At 66.4% G+C, this 21,838-nt stretch carries 19 protein-coding genes; 18 read left to right on the top strand and 1 reads right to left on the bottom strand.

Annotated features, from left to right (window positions below; genetic code table 11):
• Both RTQ46_RS12625 and RTQ46_RS12620 read left to right on the top strand, forming a co-directional pair.
• The coding region (locus RTQ46_RS12625; protein WP_312437018.1) for a bifunctional aconitate hydratase 2/2-methylisocitrate dehydratase at window positions 1-1,313 on the top strand (1,313 nt) is incomplete at its 5' end.
• Window positions 1,314-1,687: 374 nt separating this feature from the next.
• Window positions 1,688-2,515 (top strand): hypothetical protein, encoded by an 828-nt coding sequence (locus RTQ46_RS12620; protein ID WP_312437017.1) that lies wholly within the window; start codon window positions 1,688-1,690, stop codon window positions 2,513-2,515.
• Between the two features lie 61 nt (window positions 2,516-2,576).
• On the opposite strand, the gene RTQ46_RS12615 is transcribed toward RTQ46_RS12620, so the two are convergent.
• Entirely contained in the window at window positions 2,577-4,109 is a 1,533-nt protein-coding gene (locus RTQ46_RS12615; protein ID WP_312437016.1) for a CoA-transferase, read from the bottom strand.
• 136 nt (window positions 4,110-4,245) lie between these two features.
• Here RTQ46_RS12615 and RTQ46_RS12610 point away from each other — a divergent pair, with 136 nt between their 5' ends.
• The 16 genes from RTQ46_RS12610 to RTQ46_RS12535 all read left to right on the top strand — a co-directional run bounded on the left by RTQ46_RS12610 (window position 4,246) and on the right by RTQ46_RS12535 (window position 21,750).
• Complete coding sequence (locus tag RTQ46_RS12610) at window positions 4,246-5,379, top strand: acyl-CoA dehydrogenase family protein (protein WP_312437015.1); 1,134 nt, start codon at window positions 4,246-4,248, stop codon at window positions 5,377-5,379.
• A gap of 20 nt (window positions 5,380-5,399) precedes the next feature.
• Complete coding sequence (locus RTQ46_RS12605; RefSeq protein ID WP_312437014.1) at window positions 5,400-6,170, top strand: 3-ketoacyl-ACP reductase; 771 nt, start codon at window positions 5,400-5,402, stop codon at window positions 6,168-6,170.
• 9 nt (window positions 6,171-6,179) lie between these two features.
• Entirely contained in the window at window positions 6,180-7,019 is an 840-nt protein-coding gene (locus RTQ46_RS12600; protein ID WP_312437012.1) for a sugar phosphate isomerase/epimerase family protein, read from the top strand.
• 123 nt (window positions 7,020-7,142) lie between these two features.
• Window positions 7,143-8,297, top strand: coding sequence for a dihydrodipicolinate synthase family protein (locus RTQ46_RS12595; protein WP_409518327.1), 1,155 nt, complete (start codon window positions 7,143-7,145; stop codon window positions 8,295-8,297).
• A 7-nt stretch (window positions 8,298-8,304) separates the two neighbouring features.
• Entirely contained in the window at window positions 8,305-9,060 is a 756-nt protein-coding gene (locus tag RTQ46_RS12590; protein ID WP_312437008.1) for an enoyl-CoA hydratase/isomerase family protein, read from the top strand.
• Window positions 9,061-9,100: 40 nt separating this feature from the next.
• Entirely contained in the window at window positions 9,101-10,588 is a 1,488-nt protein-coding gene (locus tag RTQ46_RS12585; protein ID WP_312437007.1) for an aldehyde dehydrogenase family protein, read from the top strand.
• A 10-nt stretch (window positions 10,589-10,598) separates the two neighbouring features.
• Entirely contained in the window at window positions 10,599-12,224 is a 1,626-nt protein-coding gene (locus RTQ46_RS12580; protein ID WP_312437005.1) for a GMC family oxidoreductase N-terminal domain-containing protein, read from the top strand.
• Complete coding sequence (locus RTQ46_RS12575; protein WP_312437003.1) at window positions 12,221-13,300, top strand: zinc-dependent alcohol dehydrogenase; 1,080 nt, start codon at window positions 12,221-12,223, stop codon at window positions 13,298-13,300. Before RTQ46_RS12580 ends, RTQ46_RS12575 begins: the two co-directional genes overlap by 4 nt.
• Window positions 13,297-14,115 (top strand): aldo/keto reductase, encoded by an 819-nt coding sequence (locus tag RTQ46_RS12570; protein ID WP_312437002.1) that lies wholly within the window; start codon window positions 13,297-13,299, stop codon window positions 14,113-14,115. Before RTQ46_RS12575 ends, RTQ46_RS12570 begins: the two co-directional genes overlap by 4 nt.
• A 24-nt stretch (window positions 14,116-14,139) precedes the next feature.
• Entirely contained in the window at window positions 14,140-15,156 is a 1,017-nt protein-coding gene (locus tag RTQ46_RS12565; RefSeq protein ID WP_312437000.1) for an aldo/keto reductase, read from the top strand.
• A gap of 194 nt (window positions 15,157-15,350) precedes the next feature.
• Entirely contained in the window at window positions 15,351-16,466 is a 1,116-nt protein-coding gene (locus tag RTQ46_RS12560; RefSeq protein WP_312436998.1) for a sugar ABC transporter substrate-binding protein, read from the top strand.
• Between the two features lie 93 nt (window positions 16,467-16,559).
• On the top strand, window positions 16,560-17,531 hold the full coding sequence (locus tag RTQ46_RS12555; RefSeq protein WP_312436996.1) for an ABC transporter permease: 972 nt from the start codon (window positions 16,560-16,562) through the stop codon (window positions 17,529-17,531).
• Window positions 17,532-17,536: 5 nt separating this feature from the next.
• Window positions 17,537-19,039, top strand: coding sequence for a sugar ABC transporter ATP-binding protein (locus tag RTQ46_RS12550; protein ID WP_312436994.1), 1,503 nt, complete (start codon window positions 17,537-17,539; stop codon window positions 19,037-19,039).
• Between the two features lie 26 nt (window positions 19,040-19,065).
• Entirely contained in the window at window positions 19,066-20,007 is a 942-nt protein-coding gene (locus RTQ46_RS12545; protein WP_312436993.1) for an ABC transporter permease, read from the top strand.
• A gap of 52 nt (window positions 20,008-20,059) precedes the next feature.
• Window positions 20,060-20,818 carry an electron transfer flavoprotein subunit beta/FixA family protein gene (locus RTQ46_RS12540; protein ID WP_312436991.1) on the top strand — a complete coding sequence of 253 codons (759 nt, stop codon included), beginning with the start codon at window positions 20,060-20,062 and terminating at the stop codon, window positions 20,816-20,818.
• Complete coding sequence (locus tag RTQ46_RS12535) at window positions 20,818-21,750, top strand: FAD-binding protein (RefSeq protein ID WP_312436990.1); 933 nt, start codon at window positions 20,818-20,820, stop codon at window positions 21,748-21,750. Before RTQ46_RS12540 ends, RTQ46_RS12535 begins: the two co-directional genes overlap by 1 nt.
• The last annotated feature ends 88 nt before the right edge of the window (window positions 21,751-21,838 follow it).

The raw sequence follows: 21,838 nt of genomic DNA, 5'->3' as shown, positions 1-21,838 counted from the left end.
AAGACCTGGCCTGCCTGGGCTTCTCGGCCGACCTGGTGATGCAGTCGTTCTGCCACACCGCGGCCTACCCGAAGCCGGTGGACGTCAAGACTCACCACACGCTGCCGGAGTTCATCTCCACCCGTGGCGGCATTTCGCTGCGCCCGGGCGACGGCGTGATCCACAGCTGGCTCAACCGCATGCTGCTGCCCGACACCGTCGGCACCGGCGGCGACTCGCACACCCGTTTCCCGGTCGGCATTTCGTTCCCGGCCGGTTCGGGCCTGGTGGCCTTCGCGGCTGCCACCGGCGTGATGCCGCTGGACATGCCCGAATCGGTGCTGGTCCGCTTCAAGGGCAAGATGCAGCCGGGCGTGACCCTGCGCGACCTGGTCAACGCGATTCCGCTGTATGCGATCCGCCAGGGCATGCTGACGGTCGACAAAAAGGGCAAGAAGAACATTTTCTCCGGCCGCATCCTGGAAATCGAAGGCCTGCCTGACCTGAAGGTCGAGCAAGCGTTCGAACTGTCCGACGCCTCGGCGGAACGCTCGGCCGCCGGCTGCACCGTGCACCTGGACAAAGCGCCGATCATCGAGTACATGACCTCGAACATCACCCTGATGAAGTGGATGATCGCCAACGGCTACCTGGACCAGCGTACCCTGGAGCGCCGCATCCGCGCCATGGAAGCGTGGCTGGCCAACCCGGAGCTGCTGGCGCCGGACGCCGATGCGGAATACGCCGCCGTGATCGAGATCGACCTGGCCGACATCCATGAGCCTATCGTCGCCTGCCCGAACGACCCGGACGATGTGAAGACCCTGGCAGAAGTGGCTGGCGCGCGCATCGACGACGTGTTTGTCGGTTCGTGCATGACCAATATCGGCCACTTCCGCGCCGCCTCCAAGGTGTTGGAAAACAAGACCGACATTCCGGTGCGCCTGTGGATCGCGCCGCCGACCAAGATGGACCAGCAGGTGCTCACAAGCGAAGGCCATTACGGCAGCCTGGGCCGCACCGGCGCGCGCATGGAAATGCCGGGCTGCTCGCTGTGCATGGGCAACCAGGCGCAGATCCGCAAGGGCGCCACGGTGATGTCGACTTCGACCCGCAACTTCCCGAACCGCCTCGGCATCGAGACCAATGTCTACCTCGGCTCGGCCGAACTGGCCGCCGTGTGTTCCCTGCTGGGCCGGATTCCGACCCGCGCGGAATACATGTCGCATATCGGCGTGATTGCCGAGAATGCCGACGACATCTACCGCTACATGAATTTCGACAAGATCGAAGAATTCCGTTCGGTGGCGGACAAGGTGCAAGTGCCGGCCTGAGGCTGAGTGAATGAAGCGACCCCGGCAAGCTGGCAACGGCTTGCCGGGTTTTTTTTTGGCTATATATTCTGCGAGCAGGGCGGTGTTTTTGGGTACCATATAAAGACTGAAAAAAAAGAAAGGATGCACGCATGACCATTTCTATTTCCGGCAAGTTGATCCAGCGCGCGTCGCAGCTGTCCGATCGCGCAAGAATGGTGCTGGGCCTGATCGATGGCGGCCCGCCATGGTTGAGCTGGGCCTGCGCCAGCCCGGCGGCTCGCCATGATTTCGTCGATGAACTCACGCTGCTGGCTGATGTCCAGAAGGGTTTGCACTCTGCCAGCCTGGTATTTTTGCCGCGTACTGGCTTGTCGGTCAGTCCGCTCAAACTGATGAGCCTGGAAACCGACACGCTGCGCCTGCTGGCGCTGGGGGAATCGGGCGATGCCAGTGAACACGATGCGGCACGCCTGCGTCATGCGCTGCAAACGAATCAGCTGCTGACCAACGATCAGTTGGCCAGCACCGATGGCTTCCTTGCATTGCTGGGCGTCGGGCCAGCTTCACTGTTCAAGCTGCAGGACCTGAATGACCGCCTTGCGCTGTTCACCTTGATGCCATCCCGCAACGCTGCTGTTGCCGCAGCCGAGCCGGCATTGCGCGCCGAGGCCGCCGCTTTTGCCGTGCAACAGGCCCGTACCGTGGCGCAGTTTTGCGACTATTATCAATTTTTCCTGCTGTTTGCGGGAAGCGGCACTGCGCCGGAAGCCGATCCGGCAGGGCGTGCGCAAAAGGCCGAGGCGGCGCTGTATCACTTGCTGCCCCTGACTTTTGGCCGGCTTGATAGCCTGCAACTATCCGCATCGCCGTTGCAGAGCCAGGACCTGATGTCCGCTATCCGGCAATGGCAGGCGGGCGGGCGATCGGTCGGCTTTCCCAATGTGTCGCAAGCGGCCTTGCAGATGGTGGCGCATGGCGGCTATCGTGGCGAGGAGAGTGGCGCCGCGATTGTTCGCCTGGTGGACGATTATCTGGGGCAGGCCAATGCCTTGCTGATGAAAGGGCGCATTACCGCACAGAGCATGGGACAGGATGGCGCGAGCCTGCGTTATACCGTTGAAGACGCGACACATCAGGCGCAGCTTGAAGTCAGCCCCGAGCGCGTGGTGTACCTGCGCGCTTACGCGCGTCTTGCGCCGGCGGCGCAGCCGGAGGACTGAGGGGCCAGGCGCAGGACAGGCGCGCATCACGCGCGCCGGCCCTGCGTCCATGGCCCTGGCGTCAAGCGGCCTGCTGCTCGCTGGCCAGCCGCTGCGCCATCGCCGGCGACAGCGACACCGCGAACGGCATGCGCCGCAAAATGTCGCGCTCGATCATGATGCCGTCGGGGGCGTCGACCAGCTGCAGTCCGTCGGGCTTGAGTTCGAACACGGCGCGCTCGGTCACATACAGCACGGTTTGCCCGTCGGCGCGCGCGCGCCGGCCGCTGAAGGTGATGTGGCGTACCTGTTGTACCAGTTTCGGTATCGCGCCGGGCGTGACGATGGCGAGCTTGCCGTCGTGCTGTTCCACCTGCAGCCCCTTGGCCTCGAAAGCGCCGCAGAACACCACCTTTTTTGCCCCCTGCGTGATGTCGACAAAGCCGCCCGGGCCGACGATGTCGGCGCCCAGCCAGGAGGCGTTGACATTGCCCTGCGCGTCCATTTCTCCCATGCCCAGAAAGGCGATATCGATGCCGCCGCCGCTGAAAAAGTCGAACTGGTCGGTCGACTTGACGATGGCGCTGGCGTGGCGGGTGGCGCCGAACAGGTGGCCGGGCAGCAGTTCGCCATTGTGCGGGCCCTGCTCGATGACGGTCCAGGCGATGTCCTTGCCTTGCGCTGCGGCGATGGCGGGGATGCCGTCCGGGATGCCGAAGCCGAAGTTGACGCAGGCGCCGGCGCTCAGTTCTTCGCTGGCGCGCCGCGCGATCAGGTAGCGCAGGCCGTCGGGCGGCGTTTGCGCGGCGCGCTCCGGCGGCGCCGGCAACTGGCCGCTGATGGCCGGATCGTAGGGCGAGCCGGTGGTCTGGCACTGCTGCGGATTGACGCAGATGCGGTCGACCAGGATGCCGGGAATGGCGACGTCGCGCGCCGGCGAGATCGGCGCGTCCAGCGCGTCGCGCACCTGGGCAAACACCTGGCCGCCGCTGTTGTGGGCGGCCATGGCGGCGGCAAACGCGTCCATGTCTGACGGTTCCTCGCGCTGGGTCAGATTGCCCTGCGGGTCGGCGGCCGTGCCGCGTATCACGGCGAAATCGACCTTGAACGGGTGGTACCACAGCAGCTCCTTGCCTCCCAGGGTCACCACGTCGACGATGTCGTCGACGGCGCGGCTGTTGCACTTGCCGCCGCCGTGGCGCGGATCGGCAAAGGTGTCGAGGCCGATATGCGTCACCAGGCCATGGCGGCCGGCGCCGATTTCGCGCAGCAAAGTCTGGATCACGCCGGCCGGCAGGGTGTAGGCGGCAATCGCATTGTCGTGCGCGAGTTGTTGCATGCGCTTGGACCAGGTCCAGTGGCCACCGATCACGCGCCTGACCATGCCCTCGTGGGCAAAGCGGTTGATGCCGGAAGCGATGCCGTCGCCGATGCCCAGCGCATGCACCAGGGTCAGGTCGCGCGGATGGCCGGTGTCCAGGAAGCGCCGTTCGATCGCCGCGCAGATCATGTCCGCCTCCACCAGGCCGCCGCCCGAGCCGCTCAATACCACCAGCGCGCCATCGAAAATGGCGTCGGCCATCGCCGCCGCCTCGCACCATGCTGCTGTCTTCATCTTGTCTGTCTCCTTGAATTAAACGTGTCGAGATCGCTTGCCAAATCCCGAAACTTGAAGAATAATGATATAACTAGTTAGTTATTTACGCAAGCAGCCAGCAAAAACTGGCGAGTACAACAACAGGAGATACAACATGCATTTGTCCACCGAACACCAGCAAGTGGCCGACATGACGCGCCGCTTCGCCAATGAAGTGATACGCCCGCAGGCCGAACGGCTCGACCACGAAGAGGCGTTTGCCGGCGATATCTATCGCGAAATGGGTGAAATCGGCCTGTTCGGCATCGCCGTGCCCGAGCAGTACGGCGGCGCCGGCCTCGACTGCCTGGCCTACAGCCTGGTGATGGAAGAGCTGAGCCGCGGCTATGCCTCGGTGGCCGACCAGTGCGGCTTGGTCGAACTGCTGACCACCTTGCTGACCCAGCACGGCACGGAAGACCAGAAGCAGCGCTGGATCGCGCCGCTGGTGCGCGCGCGCCAGCGCGGCGCCTACTGCATCACCGAGGCCGGCGCCGGCTCCGATGTGTCGGGCATCAAGACCACGGCCGTGCGCCAGGGCGACGGCTGGCTGCTGAACGGCACCAAGCTGTGGATCCATAACGCCCCCGTGGCCGACGTGGCGCTGGTGCTGGCGCGCACCGATCCGGCCGCCGGCAAGCGCGGCATGAGCATTTTTATCGTCGACTGCCACAGTGCCGGCGTGGCGCGCGGGCCGAAGGAGCACAAGCTGGGCCAGCGCTCGTCGCAGGTGGGCGAGCTGCATTTCAAGGATGTGCTGCTGCCGGCGGAGGCGCTGCTGGGCACCGAGGGCAGGGGCTTTCACATGATGATGAGCGTGCTGGAAAAAGGCCGCATCGGCATCGCCGCGCTGGCCGTCGGCATCGTGCAGGCGGGCCTGGAGGCGTGCGTCGAACAAGTGAAAATACGCCAGCAGTTCGGCCAGGCCATCGCCGAATTCCAGGCCATCCAGTTTATGCTGGCCGACATGGCCAAGGACGCCGAGGCGGCGCGGCTGCTGGTGCGCTCGGCGGCCATGAAGATCGACGCCGGCCTGGACGCCACCGCCGCCGCGTCGATGGCCAAGTGCTACGCCAGCGATGCGGCCGTGGCGCAAAGCGCGAACGCGATCCAGATTTTTGGGGGCAGCGGCTATATCCGGGGCTATGAAGTGGAACGCCTGTACCGCGACGCCAAGATCACGCAGATCTACGAGGGCACCAACCAGATCCAGCGCGTGATCATCGCGCGCAAGCTGCTGAAGGCGTAAGCATGAGCATGAGCATGAGCATGAGCACCAGAACCGCCATCGTCACCGGCGCCTCGCGCGGCATTGGCCGCGCCACGGCGCTGGGCCTGGCCGGCGACGGCTTCGATATCGCCGCCATCGCTTACAACGACGCCGAGGCGCTGGCCTCGCTGCGGGCCGAGGTGGCGCAGCTGGGCCGCCGCTGCCTGGTGTTCGACCACAATATCGCCGACCTGGCCGCGCTGCCGGCCGTGCTCGATGCGGTCGAACAGCAGCTGGGCCCCATCGACTGCCTGGTCAATAACGCCGGCGTGTCGGTGCTGAAGCGTGGCGACCTGCTTGATGTCGCCGAGGACAGCTACGACCGCTGCTTCGAGGTCAATACGCGCGCCACCTTTTTCCTGACCCAGGCGGTGGCCAAACGCATGCTGGCGTCGACCGCCCGCGAGGATGTCCATCGCAGCATCGTCTTCGTCACCTCGTCGAATGCCCAGGCGGCCAGCGTCGAGCGCGGCGAATACTGCATGTCGAAGACGGCGCTGCACATGGCCGCGCGCCTGTTCGCGATCCGCCTGGCCGGCGAGGGCATCGGCGCCTACGAGGTGCAGCCCGGCCTGATTCTGACCGAGATGACGGCGCCGTCGAAGGCCAAGTACGACGCCCTGATCGCGCAGGGCATGACGGTGGCGCCGCGCTGGGGCATGCCGGCCGACGTGGCCCGCGTGATCCGCACCATGGCCGGCGGCTTGCTGCCGTACACGGTGGCGCAGGAAGTGCGCGTTGACGGCGGCCTGCTGCTGCAGCGGTTTTGAGGAGAGGTCATGATTCCCTTGCATATCAAGGACTGCTGCATCAATACCGCCACGCTGGGCTTTCGCGAGCCGCTGGCGGTCAGCGCCCGGCGCATCGCCGATGCCGGTTTCGGCCATGTCACGCCGTGGCGCCAGGAAGTCGACGAGCTTGACCCGGAACCGGCGGCGGCCGCCATCCGCGCCGCCGGCCTGCAAACGGGCGCCTATTGCCGCACCATGTATTTCACGGCGAGCGATGCGGCGGGCCGGCAGGCGGCCATCGCATCGAACGCGCAGGCGCTGCGCGCGGCGGCCGTGCTGGGCGCACCGTACCTGGTGGCGGTGGTGGGCGGGCTGGCGGCGGGCAGCCGCGATATCGAAGACGCCCGCCGCCAGGTGCGCGACGGCCTGGCCGCGCTGCTGCCCGTGATGCGCGAAACGGGCGTGCGCATCGCGCTCGAACCGCTGCATCCGGTGTATGCGGCCGATCGCAGCGTGCTCAATACCATCGACCAGGCACTGGACTGGTGCGATGCGCTCGATCCGCAAGGCGAGGGCTGGTTCGGCGTGGCGGTCGATGCTTATCACACCTGGTGGGACCCGCAGTTGTATCCGGCGATTGCGCGCGCCGGCAAGCGCATCATGGGCTTCCATGTGTGCGACTGGCGGCTCGACACGCGCGACCCCTTGCAGGACCGGGGCATGATGGGCGACGGCGTGATCGACCTGCGCGCCATGCGTGGCGCGGTGCGGGGCGCGGGCTATGGCGGCCCGGTGGAGGTGGAGATTTTTTCGCGGCTGGACTGGTGGCAGCGCCCACCGGATGAAGTGCTGGCCGCGTGCCGCGCGCGGCTGGAAAGCGTGTGCTGAAGACACTTGCTTGCTGTGCTTGCCTAATATGCTTGCCATCACGGCGCACTGCTGTAGAATTCAAGTAACTAACTAGATCGTTATATGGCGTCAGCCTGAAAACGCAAACCAGACACTGGAGACATTGTGGCAGAAATTCTCTTACCCGGCCCGGATGGCCGCCTGCAATCCCACACCCTGACGGGCACGCCCTGGAGCGCGCCGGCCGCGCCCGCGCAACCGTTCAACCGCATCGTGCTGTCGGCCGCGCATGTCGTGGCCGACCCACTGGCCGATGGCGACGCCATCGACTGGGACGCCACCCTCGCTTACCGCCACTACCTGGCCGGCATGGGCCTGGGCATCGCCGAGGCGATGGACACGGCGCAGCGCGGCATGGGCCTGGACTGGCGCACGGCGCTGGAACTGATACGCCGCACCCGCGCCAGCCTGGGCGACGACAGCGTACCGGTCTTCAACGGCTGCGGCACCGACCACCTGGACTCCGCGGGTTCGTACACGCTGGACGACGTGATCGGCGCATACAAGGAACAGATGGACGCCATCCAGCAGCTGGGCGGGCGTCTGATCCTGATGGCCAGCCGCGCGCTGGCGCGGGTGGCGACAACCCCCGACGACTACCTGTACGTGTACCGCCAGGTGCTGGCGCATGCCGAGCAACCGGTGGTGCTGCACTGGCTGGGCGACATGTTCGACCCGGAGCTGGCCGGCTACTGGGGCACGAGCGAACTGACGGCGGCGCGCGATATCGCGCTGGAAGTCATCCGCGAGTCGGCCGCCAGGGTCGACGGCATCAAGATCTCCCTGCTGGACGCGCAGCGCGAGATCGACATGCGCCGGCGCTTGCCGGCTGGCGTGAAAATGTACACCGGCGACGACTTCAATTACCCCGAGCTGATCGCCGGCGACGAGGCCGGGTTCTCGCATGCGCTGCTGGGCATTTTCGACGCCATCGCGCCGGCGGCGGCGCATGCGCTGGCAGCGCTGGCCCAAGGCGAGCGCGAACGTTTTCTCGCCATCCTGGCGCCTACTGTGCCGCTGTCGCGCCATATTTTCAAGGCGCCCACGCGCTACTACAAGACCGGCGTGGTGTTCCTGGCCTACCTGAACGGCCATCAGCGGCACATGAAGATGCTGGCCGGCCACCAGGCCATGCGCGCCTTGCCGTATTTCGCCGAGACCTTCCGCCTGGCCGATGCGGCCGGCCTGCTGCGCGATCCGGACGAGGCGGTGGCGCGCATGCGGCGCTTCATGTCCTTTTACGGCGTTGGCGCCTGAGGCGGCCATGGGCACCGTGCATGCGCGGCGCGAAGGCGCGCTGCTGACGCTCACCCTGGACCATCCGGGCAAGGCCAATGCGCTCGACTTCGCCATGCTGCATGAACTCGAGCGCCAGATCGGCATCGTCGAGCAGGACCCCGGCGTGCGCGTGGTGCTGTTGCGCGGCACGCCAGGCGGCACCTTTTCCTCGGGCGCCGACGTGGGCCAGTGGGCGCCGATGGAGCCGCAGCAGTTCGCGCGCGACTGGATCGATTTCGGCAACCGCATTTTCGACCGCTTCGAGCGCCTGCGCTGCCCCACGGTGGCGGCCATCGAGGGCGTGTGTTTCGGCGGCGGCCTGGAACTGGCCCTGTGCGCCGACCTGCGCGTGGCCAGCGCTGGCGCGACCTTCCGCTTTCCCGAAGTGGGCATCGGCGCCATTCCCGGCTGGCAGGGCGGCGTGCGGCTGGCGCGGCTGGCGGGCCGGGGCAGGGCGCTCGAAGCGGTGCTGAGCCTGTGCACCGTGGATGCGGCGCGCGCCGAACGCTGGGGCCTGCTCAACGCCGTCTGGGACGGCGCCGCGTTCGAGCAGGAACTGGCCACGCTGGCCGCGCGCCTGGCGGCGGTGTCGCCGCACGCGGCGGCGCTGGCCAAGGAAGCGATCTTGTGGAACGCCGAACCGGGCGAATTCCATGCGGCGGCCGGCGCCGAGATCAAGGGCAGCCGCGACGCCGCCATCGGCCTGCAGGCTTTCCGCGACAAATGCAAGCCTGTATTCTAGTCAAAAACAAACAGTCAATAAAATCAACAGGAGCGAGACCATGAACAAAAGAAGCCTGCCCACCACGCCACGCGTGTTCCAGATGTATATCGACGGCCAGTTCACCGACGCCGCCAGCGGCGAGACCATCACCCGCCACAGTCCCGCCCACGGCGTGCCGGTGGCCAGCTGGCCACGCGCCGGCAAGGACGACACCGAACGCGCCATCGCCGCCGCGCGGCGCGCCTTCGACCACGGCCAATGGGCCGGCATGGGCGCGGCCGAACGGGCCAAGGTGCTGTTCAAGGCGGCCGACCTGATCGAAGCGCAGGCCGAAGAACTGGGACTGGTCGAATCGCTGGAAACGGGTAAACCCATCCTGCAGGCGATCGGCGAGATCCACGGCGCCGTCGACGTGTGGCGCTTTGCCGCCGGCGCGGCGCGTACCATGGCCGGCCAGGCCTACGACAATATGGGCGAGCGCATCCTGGCGATGGTGCTGCGCCAGCCGCTGGGCGTGGTCGGCGTCATCACGCCGTGGAATTTCCCCTTCTTCATTCTCTCCGAGCGCCTGCCGTTCATCCTCGCCGCCGGCTGCACGGCCGTGATCAAGCCGGCCGAAGCGACCAGCGGCACCACCGTCATGCTGTGCGCGCTGCTGGAAAAAGCGGGTCTGCCGGCCGGCGTGGTCAATGTGGTGACGGGCCGCGGCAGCGTCGCCGGCCAGGCCATCCTCGACAGCGATTTGGTTGACATGGTGTCGTTTACCGGCTCGACCGCCACCGGCCAGAAGGCGATCGCCGCCTCGGCTGGCAATATCAAGAAGCTGGGCCTGGAACTGGGCGGCAAGAATCCGCACATCGTGTTCGCCAACGCCAACCTCGATGACGCGGCCGACGGCGTCGCCTTCGGCATGGCCTTCAATGCGGGCCAGTGCTGCGTCGGCGGCAGCCGCCTGCTGGTCGAGCGCAGCGTTGCCGCCGCCTTTACGGAAAAGCTGGCGGCCAAGATCGCCCGCATCCGCATCGGCGACCCGCTCGACGAAGCCACCCAGGTGGGTGCCATGTTCGACGAAGGCCATATGCACGGCGTGCTGGCGTATATCGAACAGGGCGTGAAGGCGGGCGCCACGGTGGTGTGCGGTGGCGGACGGCTGGAAACCGAACGTGGTTACTTCGTGCAGCCGACCGTGCTGGCCGACGTGCCCAACGGGACGCCGCTGCTGCGCGAAGAGATCTTCGGGCCGGTGCTGGCGGTCGTGCCCTTCGATACCTATGAAGAGGCGATCGCGCTGGCCAATGACAGCGAATTCGGCCTGTCGGCCTCGATCTGGACGCATGACCTGAACCAGGCGCTGCGCGCGTCGCGCGATATCCAGGCCGGCCGCGTCTGGGTCAATACCACGCTCGACAATGGCCCGGAAACCCCGCTGGGCGGCATGAAGCAGTCGGGCCAGGGCCGCGAGGCGGGGCTGGCCGGCATCGAGGAGTACACGGAAGTCAAAACCGTGCATATCAATCTGCAGCCGCGCCAGCACTGGATCAATTGAGGGGAGCGCCATGGATTACGATTACATCATCGCCGGCGGCGGCTCGGCCGGCTGCGCGCTGGCCGCGCGGCTGTCCGAATCGCCCGAGGTGCGCGTGCTGCTGCTCGAAGCGGGCAAGGCCGACAGCAACCCGTACATCCACCTGCCGGTGGGCTTCTACAAGATGACGGGTGGCCCGCTGACCTGGGGCCTGACCACGGTGCCGCAAAAGCACGCGCTGAACCGCGAGATCGCCTACACCCAGGCGCGCGTGCTCGGTGGCGGCAGCTCCATCAACGCCCAGGTCTACACGCGCGGCTGCGCCCAGGACTATGACGCCTGGGCGAATGACCATGGTTGCACCGGCTGGAGCGGCGCCGAGGTGCTGCCGTACTTCGTGCGGGCCGAGGACAACGACAGCCTGGCCGGCCCGCGCCACGGCATCGGCGGCCCGCAGGGCGTCAGCACGCCCACGCCGCAGCCGATCACGCGCGCCTTCGTGCAGGCCTGCCAGCAGGTGGGCATGCCGTATAACCCCGATTTCAACGGCGAGAAGCAGGACGGCGCCGGCGCCTACCAGACCATCACGCGCCAGGCACGGCGCTGTTCGGCGGTGGTCGGCTATCTGCGCCCGGCCATGCGGCGGCCCAACCTGACCGTGCGCACCGGCGTGCTGATCGAGCGCATCCTGGTCGAGCGCCAGCGCGCCGTCGGCGTGGAAATCATCGAGCACGGCAAGCGGGTGATGCTGCGCGCCAGCGGCGAAGTGCTGCTGACGGCGGGCGCCATCGGTTCGCCCAAGCTGATGCTGTTGTCCGGCATGGGCCCGGCCGACGAGCTGCGCGCCCTGGGCATACCGGTGGTGGCCGACCTGCCCGAGGTGGGCCGCAACCTGCACGACCATTTCGGCATCGACGTGGTGTATGAACTCAATGGCCCGCACAGCCTGGACAAGTACAACAAGACGCACTGGATGCTGTGGGCCGGCCTGGAATACCTGCTGTTCAAGAAGGGGCCGGTCGCCTCGACCATCGTCGAAGGCGGCGCCTTCTGGTATGCCGACCGCCAGGCCGCCACGCCGGACCTGCAGTTCCACTTCCTGGTCGGCGCCGGCGTCGAGGCCGGCGTGCCGAAGATCGCTTCCGGCTCGGGCGTGACCATGAATTCCTATACGCTGCGGCCGAAAGCGCGCGGCTCGGTCACCCTGCGTTCGGCCAGCGTGCGCGACGCGGCGCTGGTCGACCCGAATTTCCTCGGCCATGAATACGATTTGCGCACGTCGATCGAAGGCGTACGGCTTAGCCGCGAGATCTTCGCCCAGTCGGCACTGGGCAAGTACGTGAAAAAAGAGCATTTTCCGGGCGGCGCCATCAGCAGCCACGCGCAGCTGGAACAGTATGCGCGCCAGTATGGCCGCACCTCGTATCACCCGGTCGGCACCTGCCGCATGGGCGGCGACCCGGGCTCGGTGGTCGACCCCGAACTGCGCGTGCGCGGAATCGCCGGCCTGCGCATCTGCGACAGTTCCGTGATGCCGGCGCTAGTCAGCTCGAACACCAATGCGCCATCGATCATGATCGCCGAAAAGGCGGCCGACATGATACGCGCCGCGCGCCTGGGCGCCGGCCTTGAAACCCGCGTGAAGGAAGCCGCATGAGCATCACGCAACCCATTTCCCTGCCGGCCACCATGCGCGCCGCCGTGCTGGTCGCGCCTGGCCAATTCGAGGTGCGCCAGGTACCGGTGCCGCTGCCGGGACCAAATGATGTGCTGGTCAAGGTCACGCGCTGCGGCCTGTGCGGCACCGACATGCATATCTACCACGGCAGCTATTCGGCCGACCGCCTGCCCCTGATCCCGGGCCATGAATTCTCCGGCCATATCGCGGCCATCGGCGGAGCCGTCACCGGCCTGGCGCTGGGCCAGGGCGTGACGGCCGATATCAACGTCGGTTGCGGCGCCTGCTTTTATTGCCGCAAGAACGAGATCATGAATTGCCCGGCGATGGTGCAGATCGGCATCCATGTCGATGGCGGCCTGGCCGAGTATGTGCGCGTGCCGGCCAGCCATATCGTGCCGGTGGCCGACACCACGCCGATCGAGCTGGCGGCGCTGACCGAACCCGTGTCGTGCATCGTGCGGGCCGTGAAACGCAGCCGGCTGCGGCTGGGCGAATCGGTGCTGATCCTGGGCGCCGGGCCGATCGGCAACCTGCACCTGCAGGTGGCGCGCCAGGCCGGTGCGGCGCCCATCATCGTCTCGGACCCGAATCCCGAACGGGCCGCATGGGCCAGGGCCAGCGGCGCCGATTACGTCGTCAGCGATCCGGCGCAGCTGGCCGGCGTGGTGGCGCGGGCCACGCAGGGCAGGGGCGCCGACCTGGTGATCGAATCGGTGGGCCTGACGTCGCTGTACGAACAGGCCTTCGACCTGGTGCGCCCGGGCGGGCGGGTGCTGGCCTTCGGCTTGTCCGCGCCGGACGCGCAGGCGCATTACCTGCCGTTCAAGGTGGTGCTCAAGGAACTGGGCCTGCAGGGCAGCGTGGCCGGCATGGGCGACGACATGCACGAGGCGATGACCCTGATCGCGCATGAGCGCCTGGCGCTGGACGCTTTTGTCGCCACCGTGTATCCGCTCGAACGCATAGCCGAGGCGATGGACGCATTCATCAGCGACAAGCGCATCAACAAGATCCAGATCGCCATCGGCGATGTTCTCAAGGAGACCGCATGAGCATTTATTTCCGACCGGGGCTGGAACGCAGCTTCGGCACGTATCCGCTCAGGGGCGAGGAGCTGGCGGCGGCCGTGCGGGCGGCGCTGGCCGCCGGCTACCGCGCCTTCGACACGGCGCAGGGCTATGGCAACGAGGCCGACCTGGGGCTGGCCTTGCAGGGTTGCGGCGTGCCGCGCAGTGAGCTGTGCATCACCTCCAAGGTCGCGCCGGAGAATTTTGCGCCCGAACGCTTTGTTGACTCGGTGCGCGACAGCCTGGACAAATTGAAACTGGCGCAGCTGGACGTGCTGCTGCTGCACTGGGCGCCGGCCGATGGCGATATCTCGCCCTCGCTGGCGCTGCTGGAACAGGCGGCCGACCTGGGCCTGGCGCGCCATATCGGCGTGAGCAACTACACGGCCGCCATGATGCGCCAGGCGGCGCGGCTGGTGCGCCGGCCGCTGGTCACCAACCAGGTCGAATTCCACCCGCTGCTGGACCAGGGCAAGCTGCTGGCGGCGGCCGGCGAGACCGGCATTGCCCTGTCGTCCTACTGCTCGGTGGCGCGCGGCGAAGTGTTCAAGTATCCGCTGTTCGGCGAGATCGGCGCGGCGGTGGGCAAGTCGGCGGCGCAGGTGGCGCTGCGCTGGATACTGCAAAAGGGCGTGGCGATCAACACCATGTCGACCAAGCCGGAAAATATCGGCGCCAATTTCGATATCATGGATTTCACGCTGTCGAGCGTCGACATGGCGCGCATCGACGCGCTGGGCGCCACCAACTACCGCGTCGTGACCAGTGCAAGAGTGCCATACGCACCGCGCTGGGATTGATTTCTACAACAAGGAGGAGACCATATGCAGCCCACTGAACAACGCCAGATCGGCCGGACCGGCCTGGAAGTGACCGCCTTTGCCTTCGGCACGGCGCCGATCGGCAATATCTTCGAACCCATCAGCGAGGCCGTGGCCAGCGAGATGATCGCCACCGCCTGGGACGCGGGCGTGCGCTTTTTCGACACCGCGCCCATGTACGGCCACGGCCTGGCCGAACTGCGCACGGGCCACAACCTGCGCGGCAAGCGGCGCGACGACTTCGTGCTGGCCTCCAAGGTGGGCCGGGTATTGACGCCGGCGCCGCGCGCCAGCATCGATTTCGGCCCCTGGGTCGATGCCGCGCCGTTCCGCAGCCGCTTCGACTACAGCTATGACGGCACCATGCGCGCCTTCGAGGATTCCTTGCAGCGCCTGGCGCTGGAACGCATGGATATCTGCTTTATCCACGATATCGACGTGTACACCCAGGGCGCGGACCAGCCGCGCGTGTTCGAGGAAGCGATGGATGGCTGCTGGCGCGCGCTGGACCGGCTGCGCTCGGAAGGCCTGGTGAAAGCCATCGGCGTGGGCGTCAATGAATGGGAAGTGTGCCACGCGGCGCTCAAGCGCCATGATTTCGACTGCTTCCTGCTGGCCGGGCGCTACACCCTGCTGGAACAGGCGGCGCTCGACGAATTCCTGCCGCTGTGCCAGCAGCGCGGCGCCACGGTGGTGGTCGGCGGCGGCTTCAATTCCGGCATCCTGGCCACCGGCGCCAGGCCTGGCGCCAAGTACAACTATGCGCCGGCGCCGCCCGCCATCCTCGAGCGCGTGGCGCGCATCGAGCAGGTCTGCCGCGACTTTGAGGTGCCGCTGCCGGCGGCGGCGCTGCAGTTCGTCGTCGCCCATCCGGCCGTCGCGTCCTTTACGGCCGGCACCCGCACGGTGCAACAGCTGCAACAGAACCTGGCATGGTTCTCCACGACCATACCGGCCGCCTTCTGGGAGACCTTGAAGCGCCAGGGCCTGCTGCGCGAGGATGTGCCGGTTCCCGTGTAAGCACATATAAGCACATATAAGCCTGCGATTTATCGGCGCGGAATCGTCAGATTCCGATTGCAATCGCAGAATTTCAGGTTTATAGTAACTATCTAGGGAGTTACTTAAATGCTCCTGGATAGACCCATACCACCCCAGCCAGTTTGAAAATAACCTCCCCGCCACGACGGGGACACCACCAAACGGAGACAAAATTGGAAAAAGACACGTCCTTCATCAAGACCTTCATCGAGCGCGAAACCGTCAGCCGCCGCCATTTCCTGCTGGCCGGCGCCGCCGGCCTGGCGGGCCTGTCCGCCATGGGCATGGGCCTGCCCGCGATGGCCGCGCCAGGCCAGCGCCTGCCGCTGGCCTGGAGCTACCGCGACCGCAGCAACCCGTACTGGAACGAGCTGGTGTCGGGCGGCGAGGCGTTCGTGGAAGGCCAGGGCTGGAAAAAATCCGACCTGGTCCATCTGATCAACAACGGCAGCAGCGAAAAGTCGCTGGCGGACATCAAGTCCTTCCTGGCCAAGACGGGCGGCAAGTGCGCCATCGCCTGCGACCCGAACGACGCGCCCAATGCGCGCCCGGTGGTCGAATCGGTGGCCAAGGCGGGCGCTTTTGTCTCCACCATCTGGAACAAGACGGACGATCTGCATCCCTGGGATTTCGGCGACAACTGGGTTTCGCACATGACCTGGTCCGACGTCGAGCCGGCCGAAAAAACGGCCCGCATCCTGCTGACCGCCATGGGCGGCAAGGGCGCCATCGTCGGTATCGGCGGCATTCCGGCCAATGGCCCGGCGGTCGAACGGCGCAAGGGCCTGATGAACGCACTGAAGGATTTCCCGAACGTCAAGCTGCTCGATTACCAGCCGGCCGACTGGAGCACGCAAAAGGCCAATGAGGTGATGCAGGGCTTTTTGACCCGCTTCGGCGAGCAGATCACGGGCGTGTTCAGCGCCAACGACTCGATGGCCTACGGCATCCTCGAAGCGCTGCGCGCCGAAGGGCGCAAGCTGCCGGTGGTGGCGTATGACGGCAACGCCCAGGCGGTCGACCTGGTGATGAAGGGCGAACTGCTGGCCACCTGCTTTACCAATCCGCCGTGGGCCGGCGGCATCTCGGTGGCGCTGGCCTACCACGCGGCGATCGGCACTTTCAAGCCGTCGAAAGAGCCGAAGGCGCACCGCGAGTTCTACGGCCCCACCATCCTCATCACGCAAAAAGACGCCCAGGCGTTCAAGAAGAAATACCTGTCGGGCAGCATCCCCAAATACGACTGGAAAGACTTCTGGGGCCCGACCACCGGGCCGATCCGCGCCTGAGTACCAGCAAGCCCGCGGCACCCGGCGCGCCATGGCATCCCGCCGCGCGCCGCCGCGGGCGCACGTCCCCGCACTGTGATTGAAGGCTTTACCATGACATCCTCCGCAACACCGTACCACCTCGCCTGGCAATGGGCGCCCGCCATCGTGCTGGCCGCGCTGCTGGCCTTTTTCACGGCGGTCAATCCGAATTTCCTCAGCGTCGCCAACCTGGCGCGCATGTCGATTTCCGCCACGCCCGCGCTGCTGGTGGCGCTGGGCGTGACCTTCATCATCATCATGGGCTCGATCGACCTGTCGATGGAAGGCGTGGTCTCGACCACCGCCGTCGTTTTCGGCTGGCTGTTCCTGGCCCTGGGCGGCCACCTGGCCGAAGGCTGGGCCTGGGTCGCGCTGCCGGCCGCCATCGCCGCCGGCGCCGTGTTCGGCTATATCAATGGCCTGATCCATATCCGCCTGTCGATACCGTCCTTCATGTCCAGCCTGGCGATGGGCTTTGTCGGCACCGGCATCGCCATCCTGATGACGGGCGGCGAACAGATCCGCATCGAGGACGATGTCTTTCGCGCCTTGCTGCTCAAGCGCTGGTGGAATTTTCCGCTGATGGCCTATGTGGGCGTGGCCGCCGTGCTGCTGGCCTGGTTTATCCAGCGCAAGACCGTCCTGGGCCGCAATTTCTATGCGGTGGGCGGCGGCGAACACCTGGCCCATGCGTCCGGCCTGAACGTGTACCGCGTGCGCCTGCTGGGCTTCATGCTGGCCGGCATGTTTTACGCGGCGGCCGCCCTGCTGGCCACGGCCAGGCTCGGCATGGCCGAAGCCAATACGGGCTCGAACTATATGTTCGTGTCGATCACCTCGGTGGTGGTGGGCGGCACCACCTTGCTCGGCGGCAGCGGCGGCGTGTGGAACACGGTGGCCGGCGTGCTGATCGTCAATGTCATCAGCAACGGCATGGTGGTGGCCGGCTTGCCGCGCTACCTGCAGGACGGCGTGCTGGGCCTGCTGGTGATTATCGCCGTGGTGCTGTCGACCGACCGTAAATCGATTTCTTTCGTGAAGTGACCGCCATGCTTGAATTTCGCAAAGTAGAAAAGAACTTCCCCAATGTGCGCGCCCTGAAGGGTGTCGATTTCAAAGTCGGCAACGGCGAGATCATCGGCCTGGTCGGCGAGAACGGCGCCGGCAAGTCGACCCTGATGAAGGTGCTGTACGGCAGCTACCAGCACGATGGCGGCGAGATCCTGATCGACGGCAAGCCGATCCGCTTCGCCAGCCCCCGCGCCGCGATGCAGGCCGGCATCGGCATGGTGTTCCAGGAACAGTCGCTGCTGCCCAACCTGAGCGTGATGGAAAATATCTTCCTCGGCTTCGAACAGCAGTTCTCGTCCTTCGGCGTGATCAACTGGAAGAAGATGGCGGCCGCCGCCCGCCTGCAGTTGAACAAGGTGCACCTCGATATCGACCCGAAGACCATCACGGCGCGGCTGTCGTTCGCCCAGCGCCAGATGGTGGAGCTGGCCAAGGTGCTGACCCTGGAAGAGCGGGTCGACGGCCAGCTGGTGATCCTGCTCGACGAACCGACATCGGTGCTGTCGAAAGAGGAAACCCGGCTGCTGTTCAAGCTGATCCGCGAGCTGCGTTCGCGCGCCGCCTTCATCTTCGTGTCGCACCGGCTCGACGAGGTGATCGAGATTTCGGACCGCATCTACGTGATGAAGGACGGCGAGGTGGTCAGCGTGGTCGACAGCGCGCAGGCGCAGGTCGAGCAGATCCAGCAGCAGATGGTGGGGCGCGAGATCAGCGTCGAATACTACCGCGAAGACAAGCAGCTGCCGCATGGCGCCGAGGTGCTGGTCGAGCTGGACGCCTTGAGCCGCAAGGGCCATTACCAGGACATCAGCCTGCGTTTGCACCGCGGCGAGGTGCTCAGCCTGGTGGGCGTGGAGGGCAGCGGCGGCGAAGCCATCCTGCGCACCCTGTTCGGCCTGGAACAGCCCACCTCCGGCAGCCTGCGGCTCAAGGGGCAAGCGGTCAAGGGCCAGAGCGCGGCCAGGGCGGTGGCCGGCGGCATGGGTTATATCCCGCGCGAACGCAAGATCGAGGGCATCGTCGACGGCATGTCGGTGTGCGAAAACATGACCTTGTCGCAGCTGGGCAATTACAGCCGGGCGGGGGTGCTGCGCATGGCGGCCGAAAAGACCACCGCCGCGCAGTGGATGGCGCGCCTGGCGATCAAGGCGCCGTCGGTGCACGCCAATGCGGGCAAGCTTTCTGGCGGCAACCAGCAGAAGGTGGTGATCGCCAAATGGCGCAGCGGCGGCTCGGACATCATTTTGCTCGACCACCCCACGCGCGGCGTCGACATCGGCGCCAAGGAGGGCATCTACGAGGTGATACGCGAAATGTGCGCGGACGGCTGCGGCGTGCTACTGATGGCCGACACGCTGGAAGAGGCGATCGGCTTGTCGCACACCATCGTGGTGCTCAAGGACCAGCGCATCCGCCACCGCTTCGACTGCGCGCCGGGCAGCAAGCCGACGCCGTTCGATCTGGTCCACCACATGACTTGACCTGCTTTTTTTACTGCGAGACCAAGATGAAGATAGAAAAACTGCGCGCCCACTTTCCGTGGCTGACGCTGGTGGTGCTGGCGCTGCTGGTCAGCCTGGCCCACCCCGAGTTCCTGCAGCCGGCCAACCTGCTGCAGATGGCCTCCGACGTCGCCGCCCTGTTCGTGATGGCGCTGGGGATCACGCTGGTGATCTATATCGGCGGCATCGACCTGTCGTCGCAATCGCTGGCCAATATGGCCACCGTGCTGGCCACCGTCGCGCTGCCGCTGGGCGGACCGTGGACCTCCCTGCTGGTGCTGCTGGCCGGGGCGCTGCTGGGCGGCGCTTCCGGCGTCGCCTCGACCAAGCTCAAAGTGCCGTCCTTTATCGCCACCCTGGCGCTGGGCGGCATCGCCCTGTCGCTGGGCGCCTATGTCTCGAAGCAGCAGTCGGTGTCGATGGACGCCGGGCTGCGTGCGCAGGGCTATGGCTGGATCTATGGCGCCACCCTGGCCATTCCGCACGAAGTGCTGATCGCATTGGCGCTGCTGGCGGTGCTGCTGTTCCTGGAGCGGCGCACCACCTTTGGCCGCGTCCTGAAGGCGATCGGCTGCGGCGAACTGGCGGCGCTGGCGTCGGGCATCCGCGTCGACCGCTACAAGATCGCCGCCTACGCGATTTCCGGCGCGCTGGCGGCCGCCGCCGGCCTGATCTTCGCTGCCCGCCTGGCCGGTGGCGGGCCGAACGTGGCCGAGGGCTTTCTGCTGCCGGCGATCGTCGCCGTGCTGGTGGGCGGCACCTCGCTGTCGGGCGGCGTCGGCGGCGTCCTGAACACCTTTGTCGGCACCCTGATCGTGGCGGTGATCCGCACCGGCATGGTCTACCTGGAAGTGCCGGCGCAGTCGCAGCAGTTCGTGTTCGGCCTGATGCTGATCGTCGCCATCGCGCTGACCATCGACCGCAGCAAACTGCAGATGGTCAAGTAATGGTTCGTTAAAAAACGGATTCGATTCACTTATTTCTCACGATGGAGCAACAATGAAGATACTCGTCCCCGTCAAGCGGGTAGTGGACTACAACGTCAAGGTCAGGGTCAAGGCCGATGGCAGCGGCGTCGAACTGGCCAATGTCAAGATGAGCATGAACCCCTTCGATGAAATCGCCGTGGAACAGGCGGTGCGGTTGAAGGAAGCGGGCATCGCCACCGAAATCATCGCCGTATCGTGCGGCGTGGCGGCCTGCCAGGAGGTGCTGCGCAATGCGCTGGCGATCGGCGCCGACCGCGCCATCCTGGTCCACAGCGAGGCCGAACTGCAGCCGCTGGCCGTCGCCAGGCTGCTCAAAGCCGTCTGCGACCAGGAGGCGCCGCAGCTGGTCCTGTGCGGCAAGCAGGCGGTCGACGACGACGCCAACCAGGTGGGGCAGATGCTGGCCGCGCTGGCCGGCTGGCCGCAGGCGACCTTCGCCTCGGCCATTGACTTGGCGGGCAACCAGGCGACCGTCACGCGCGAAGTGGACGGCGGCCTGGAAACCCTGCAGGTGACCTTGCCGGCCGTGATCAGCGCCGACCTGCGCCTGAACGAGCCACGCTACGTGACCCTGCCGAACATCATGAAGGCCAAGAAAAAGCCGCTGGCCACTGTCACGCCGGCCGAACTCGGCGTCGATGCCGCCGCGCTGCAACCGCGCTACAGCACCGTGCGCGTCGGCGAACCGGCGCCGCGCGCCGCCGGCGTCAAGGTGGCCGGCGTGGCCGAACTGATCTCGAAACTGACACTGGAAGCGAAGGTAATCTGATGACCACACTTGTTATTGCAGAACACGACCAGCAACAGCTGCATGGCGCCACCCTCAATACCGTCGGCGCCGCGCTGCGGCTGGGCGGCGAGGTCCATCTGCTGGTGGCCGGCAGCGACTGCGCGGCGGTGGCCGCCCAGGCGGCGCGGCTGCGGGGCGTGACCAAAGTGCTGCTGGCCGACGCGCCCCATTATGCCGCTCAGACGGCGGAAAACCTGGCCGCGCTGGTGGTCGCCAATGCAGCACCGTACAGCCATATCCTGGCGCCGGCCAGCACCTATGGCAAGAACGCCTTGCCGCGCGTGGCCGCGCTGCTGGACGTGGCGCAGATTTCCGAGATCAGCGCCATCGTGGCACCCGATACCTTCGTGCGGCCCATCTATGCCGGCAATGTGCTGGCCACCGTCACCAGCATTGACGCCGTCAAGGTGGCAACCGTGCGCACCACCGCCTTCGACCCGGTCGCCGAGGGCGGCGACGCCGCCGTGATCGAGGCGCTGGCGCCGGCCGCGGATACCGGTTTGTCGCGGCTGGTGTCGCGCGCGCTGGCCAGCTCCGAGCGGCCCGACCTGGGCGCGGCGAAGATCATCGTGTCGGGCGGGCGCGGCCTGGGCAGCGGCGAAAACTATGCGCGCCTGCTCGAACCGCTGGCCGACAAGCTGGGCGCCGCCCTGGGCGCCTCGCGCGCGGCGGTCGACGCCGGCTATGTGCCGAACGACTACCAGATCGGCCAGACGGGCAGGGTGGTGGCGCCGCAGGTGTATATCGCGGTGGGGATTTCCGGCGCGATCCAGCACCTGGCCGGCATGAAGGACGCGAAAGTCATCGTTGCCATCAACAGCGATGCGGACGCGCCGATCTTCCAGGCGGCCGACTATGGCCTGGTGGCGGACCTGTTCGTGGCCGTGCCGGAACTGAGCGCGGGCCTGTAGCGCCGCGCCATGGTCGCGCCGGTTTTCCACCGTCGACGGCTATAATGCAGGGCAAGAAGATGCTGGTCAATCAGCCAAGGAACAGGGC

Source organism: Janthinobacterium sp., from assembly GCF_031995485.1.
In the GTDB taxonomy this organism is placed as follows: Bacteria; Pseudomonadota; Gammaproteobacteria; order Burkholderiales; family Burkholderiaceae_D; genus Janthinobacterium.
This window is presented reverse-complemented; position numbering and strand designations above follow the sequence as displayed.

Bases quoted from the DNA above. Each gene is read 5' to 3' on its own strand.
- RTQ46_RS12575 (WP_312437003.1), top strand. From the start codon at position 12,221: ATGAGCATCACGCAACCCATTTCCCTGCCGGCCACCATGCGCGCCGCC.
- RTQ46_RS12610 (WP_312437015.1), top strand. From the start codon at position 4,246: ATGCATTTGTCCACCGAACACCAGCAAGTGGCCGACATGACGCGCCGC.
- RTQ46_RS12620 (WP_312437017.1), top strand. From the start codon at position 1,688: ATGAGCCTGGAAACCGACACGCTGCGCCTGCTGGCGCTGGGGGAATCG.
- RTQ46_RS12590 (WP_312437008.1), top strand. From the start codon at position 8,305: ATGGGCACCGTGCATGCGCGGCGCGAAGGCGCGCTGCTGACGCTCACC.
- RTQ46_RS12605 (WP_312437014.1), top strand. From the start codon at position 5,400: ATGAGCACCAGAACCGCCATCGTCACCGGCGCCTCGCGCGGCATTGGC.
- RTQ46_RS12535 (WP_312436990.1), top strand. From the start codon at position 20,818: ATGACCACACTTGTTATTGCAGAACACGACCAGCAACAGCTGCATGGC.
- RTQ46_RS12585 (WP_312437007.1), top strand. From the start codon at position 9,101: ATGAACAAAAGAAGCCTGCCCACCACGCCACGCGTGTTCCAGATGTAT.
- RTQ46_RS12540 (WP_312436991.1), top strand. From the start codon at position 20,060: ATGAAGATACTCGTCCCCGTCAAGCGGGTAGTGGACTACAACGTCAAG.
- RTQ46_RS12545 (WP_312436993.1), top strand. From the start codon at position 19,066: ATGAAGATAGAAAAACTGCGCGCCCACTTTCCGTGGCTGACGCTGGTG.
- RTQ46_RS12580 (WP_312437005.1), top strand. From the start codon at position 10,599: ATGGATTACGATTACATCATCGCCGGCGGCGGCTCGGCCGGCTGCGCG.
- RTQ46_RS12615 (WP_312437016.1), bottom strand. From the start codon at position 4,109: ATGAAGACAGCAGCATGGTGCGAGGCGGCGGCGATGGCCGACGCCATT.
- RTQ46_RS12550 (WP_312436994.1), top strand. From the start codon at position 17,537: ATGCTTGAATTTCGCAAAGTAGAAAAGAACTTCCCCAATGTGCGCGCC.
- RTQ46_RS12570 (WP_312437002.1), top strand. From the start codon at position 13,297: ATGAGCATTTATTTCCGACCGGGGCTGGAACGCAGCTTCGGCACGTAT.
- RTQ46_RS12565 (WP_312437000.1), top strand. From the start codon at position 14,140: ATGCAGCCCACTGAACAACGCCAGATCGGCCGGACCGGCCTGGAAGTG.
- RTQ46_RS12600 (WP_312437012.1), top strand. From the start codon at position 6,180: ATGATTCCCTTGCATATCAAGGACTGCTGCATCAATACCGCCACGCTG.
- RTQ46_RS12555 (WP_312436996.1), top strand. From the start codon at position 16,560: ATGACATCCTCCGCAACACCGTACCACCTCGCCTGGCAATGGGCGCCC.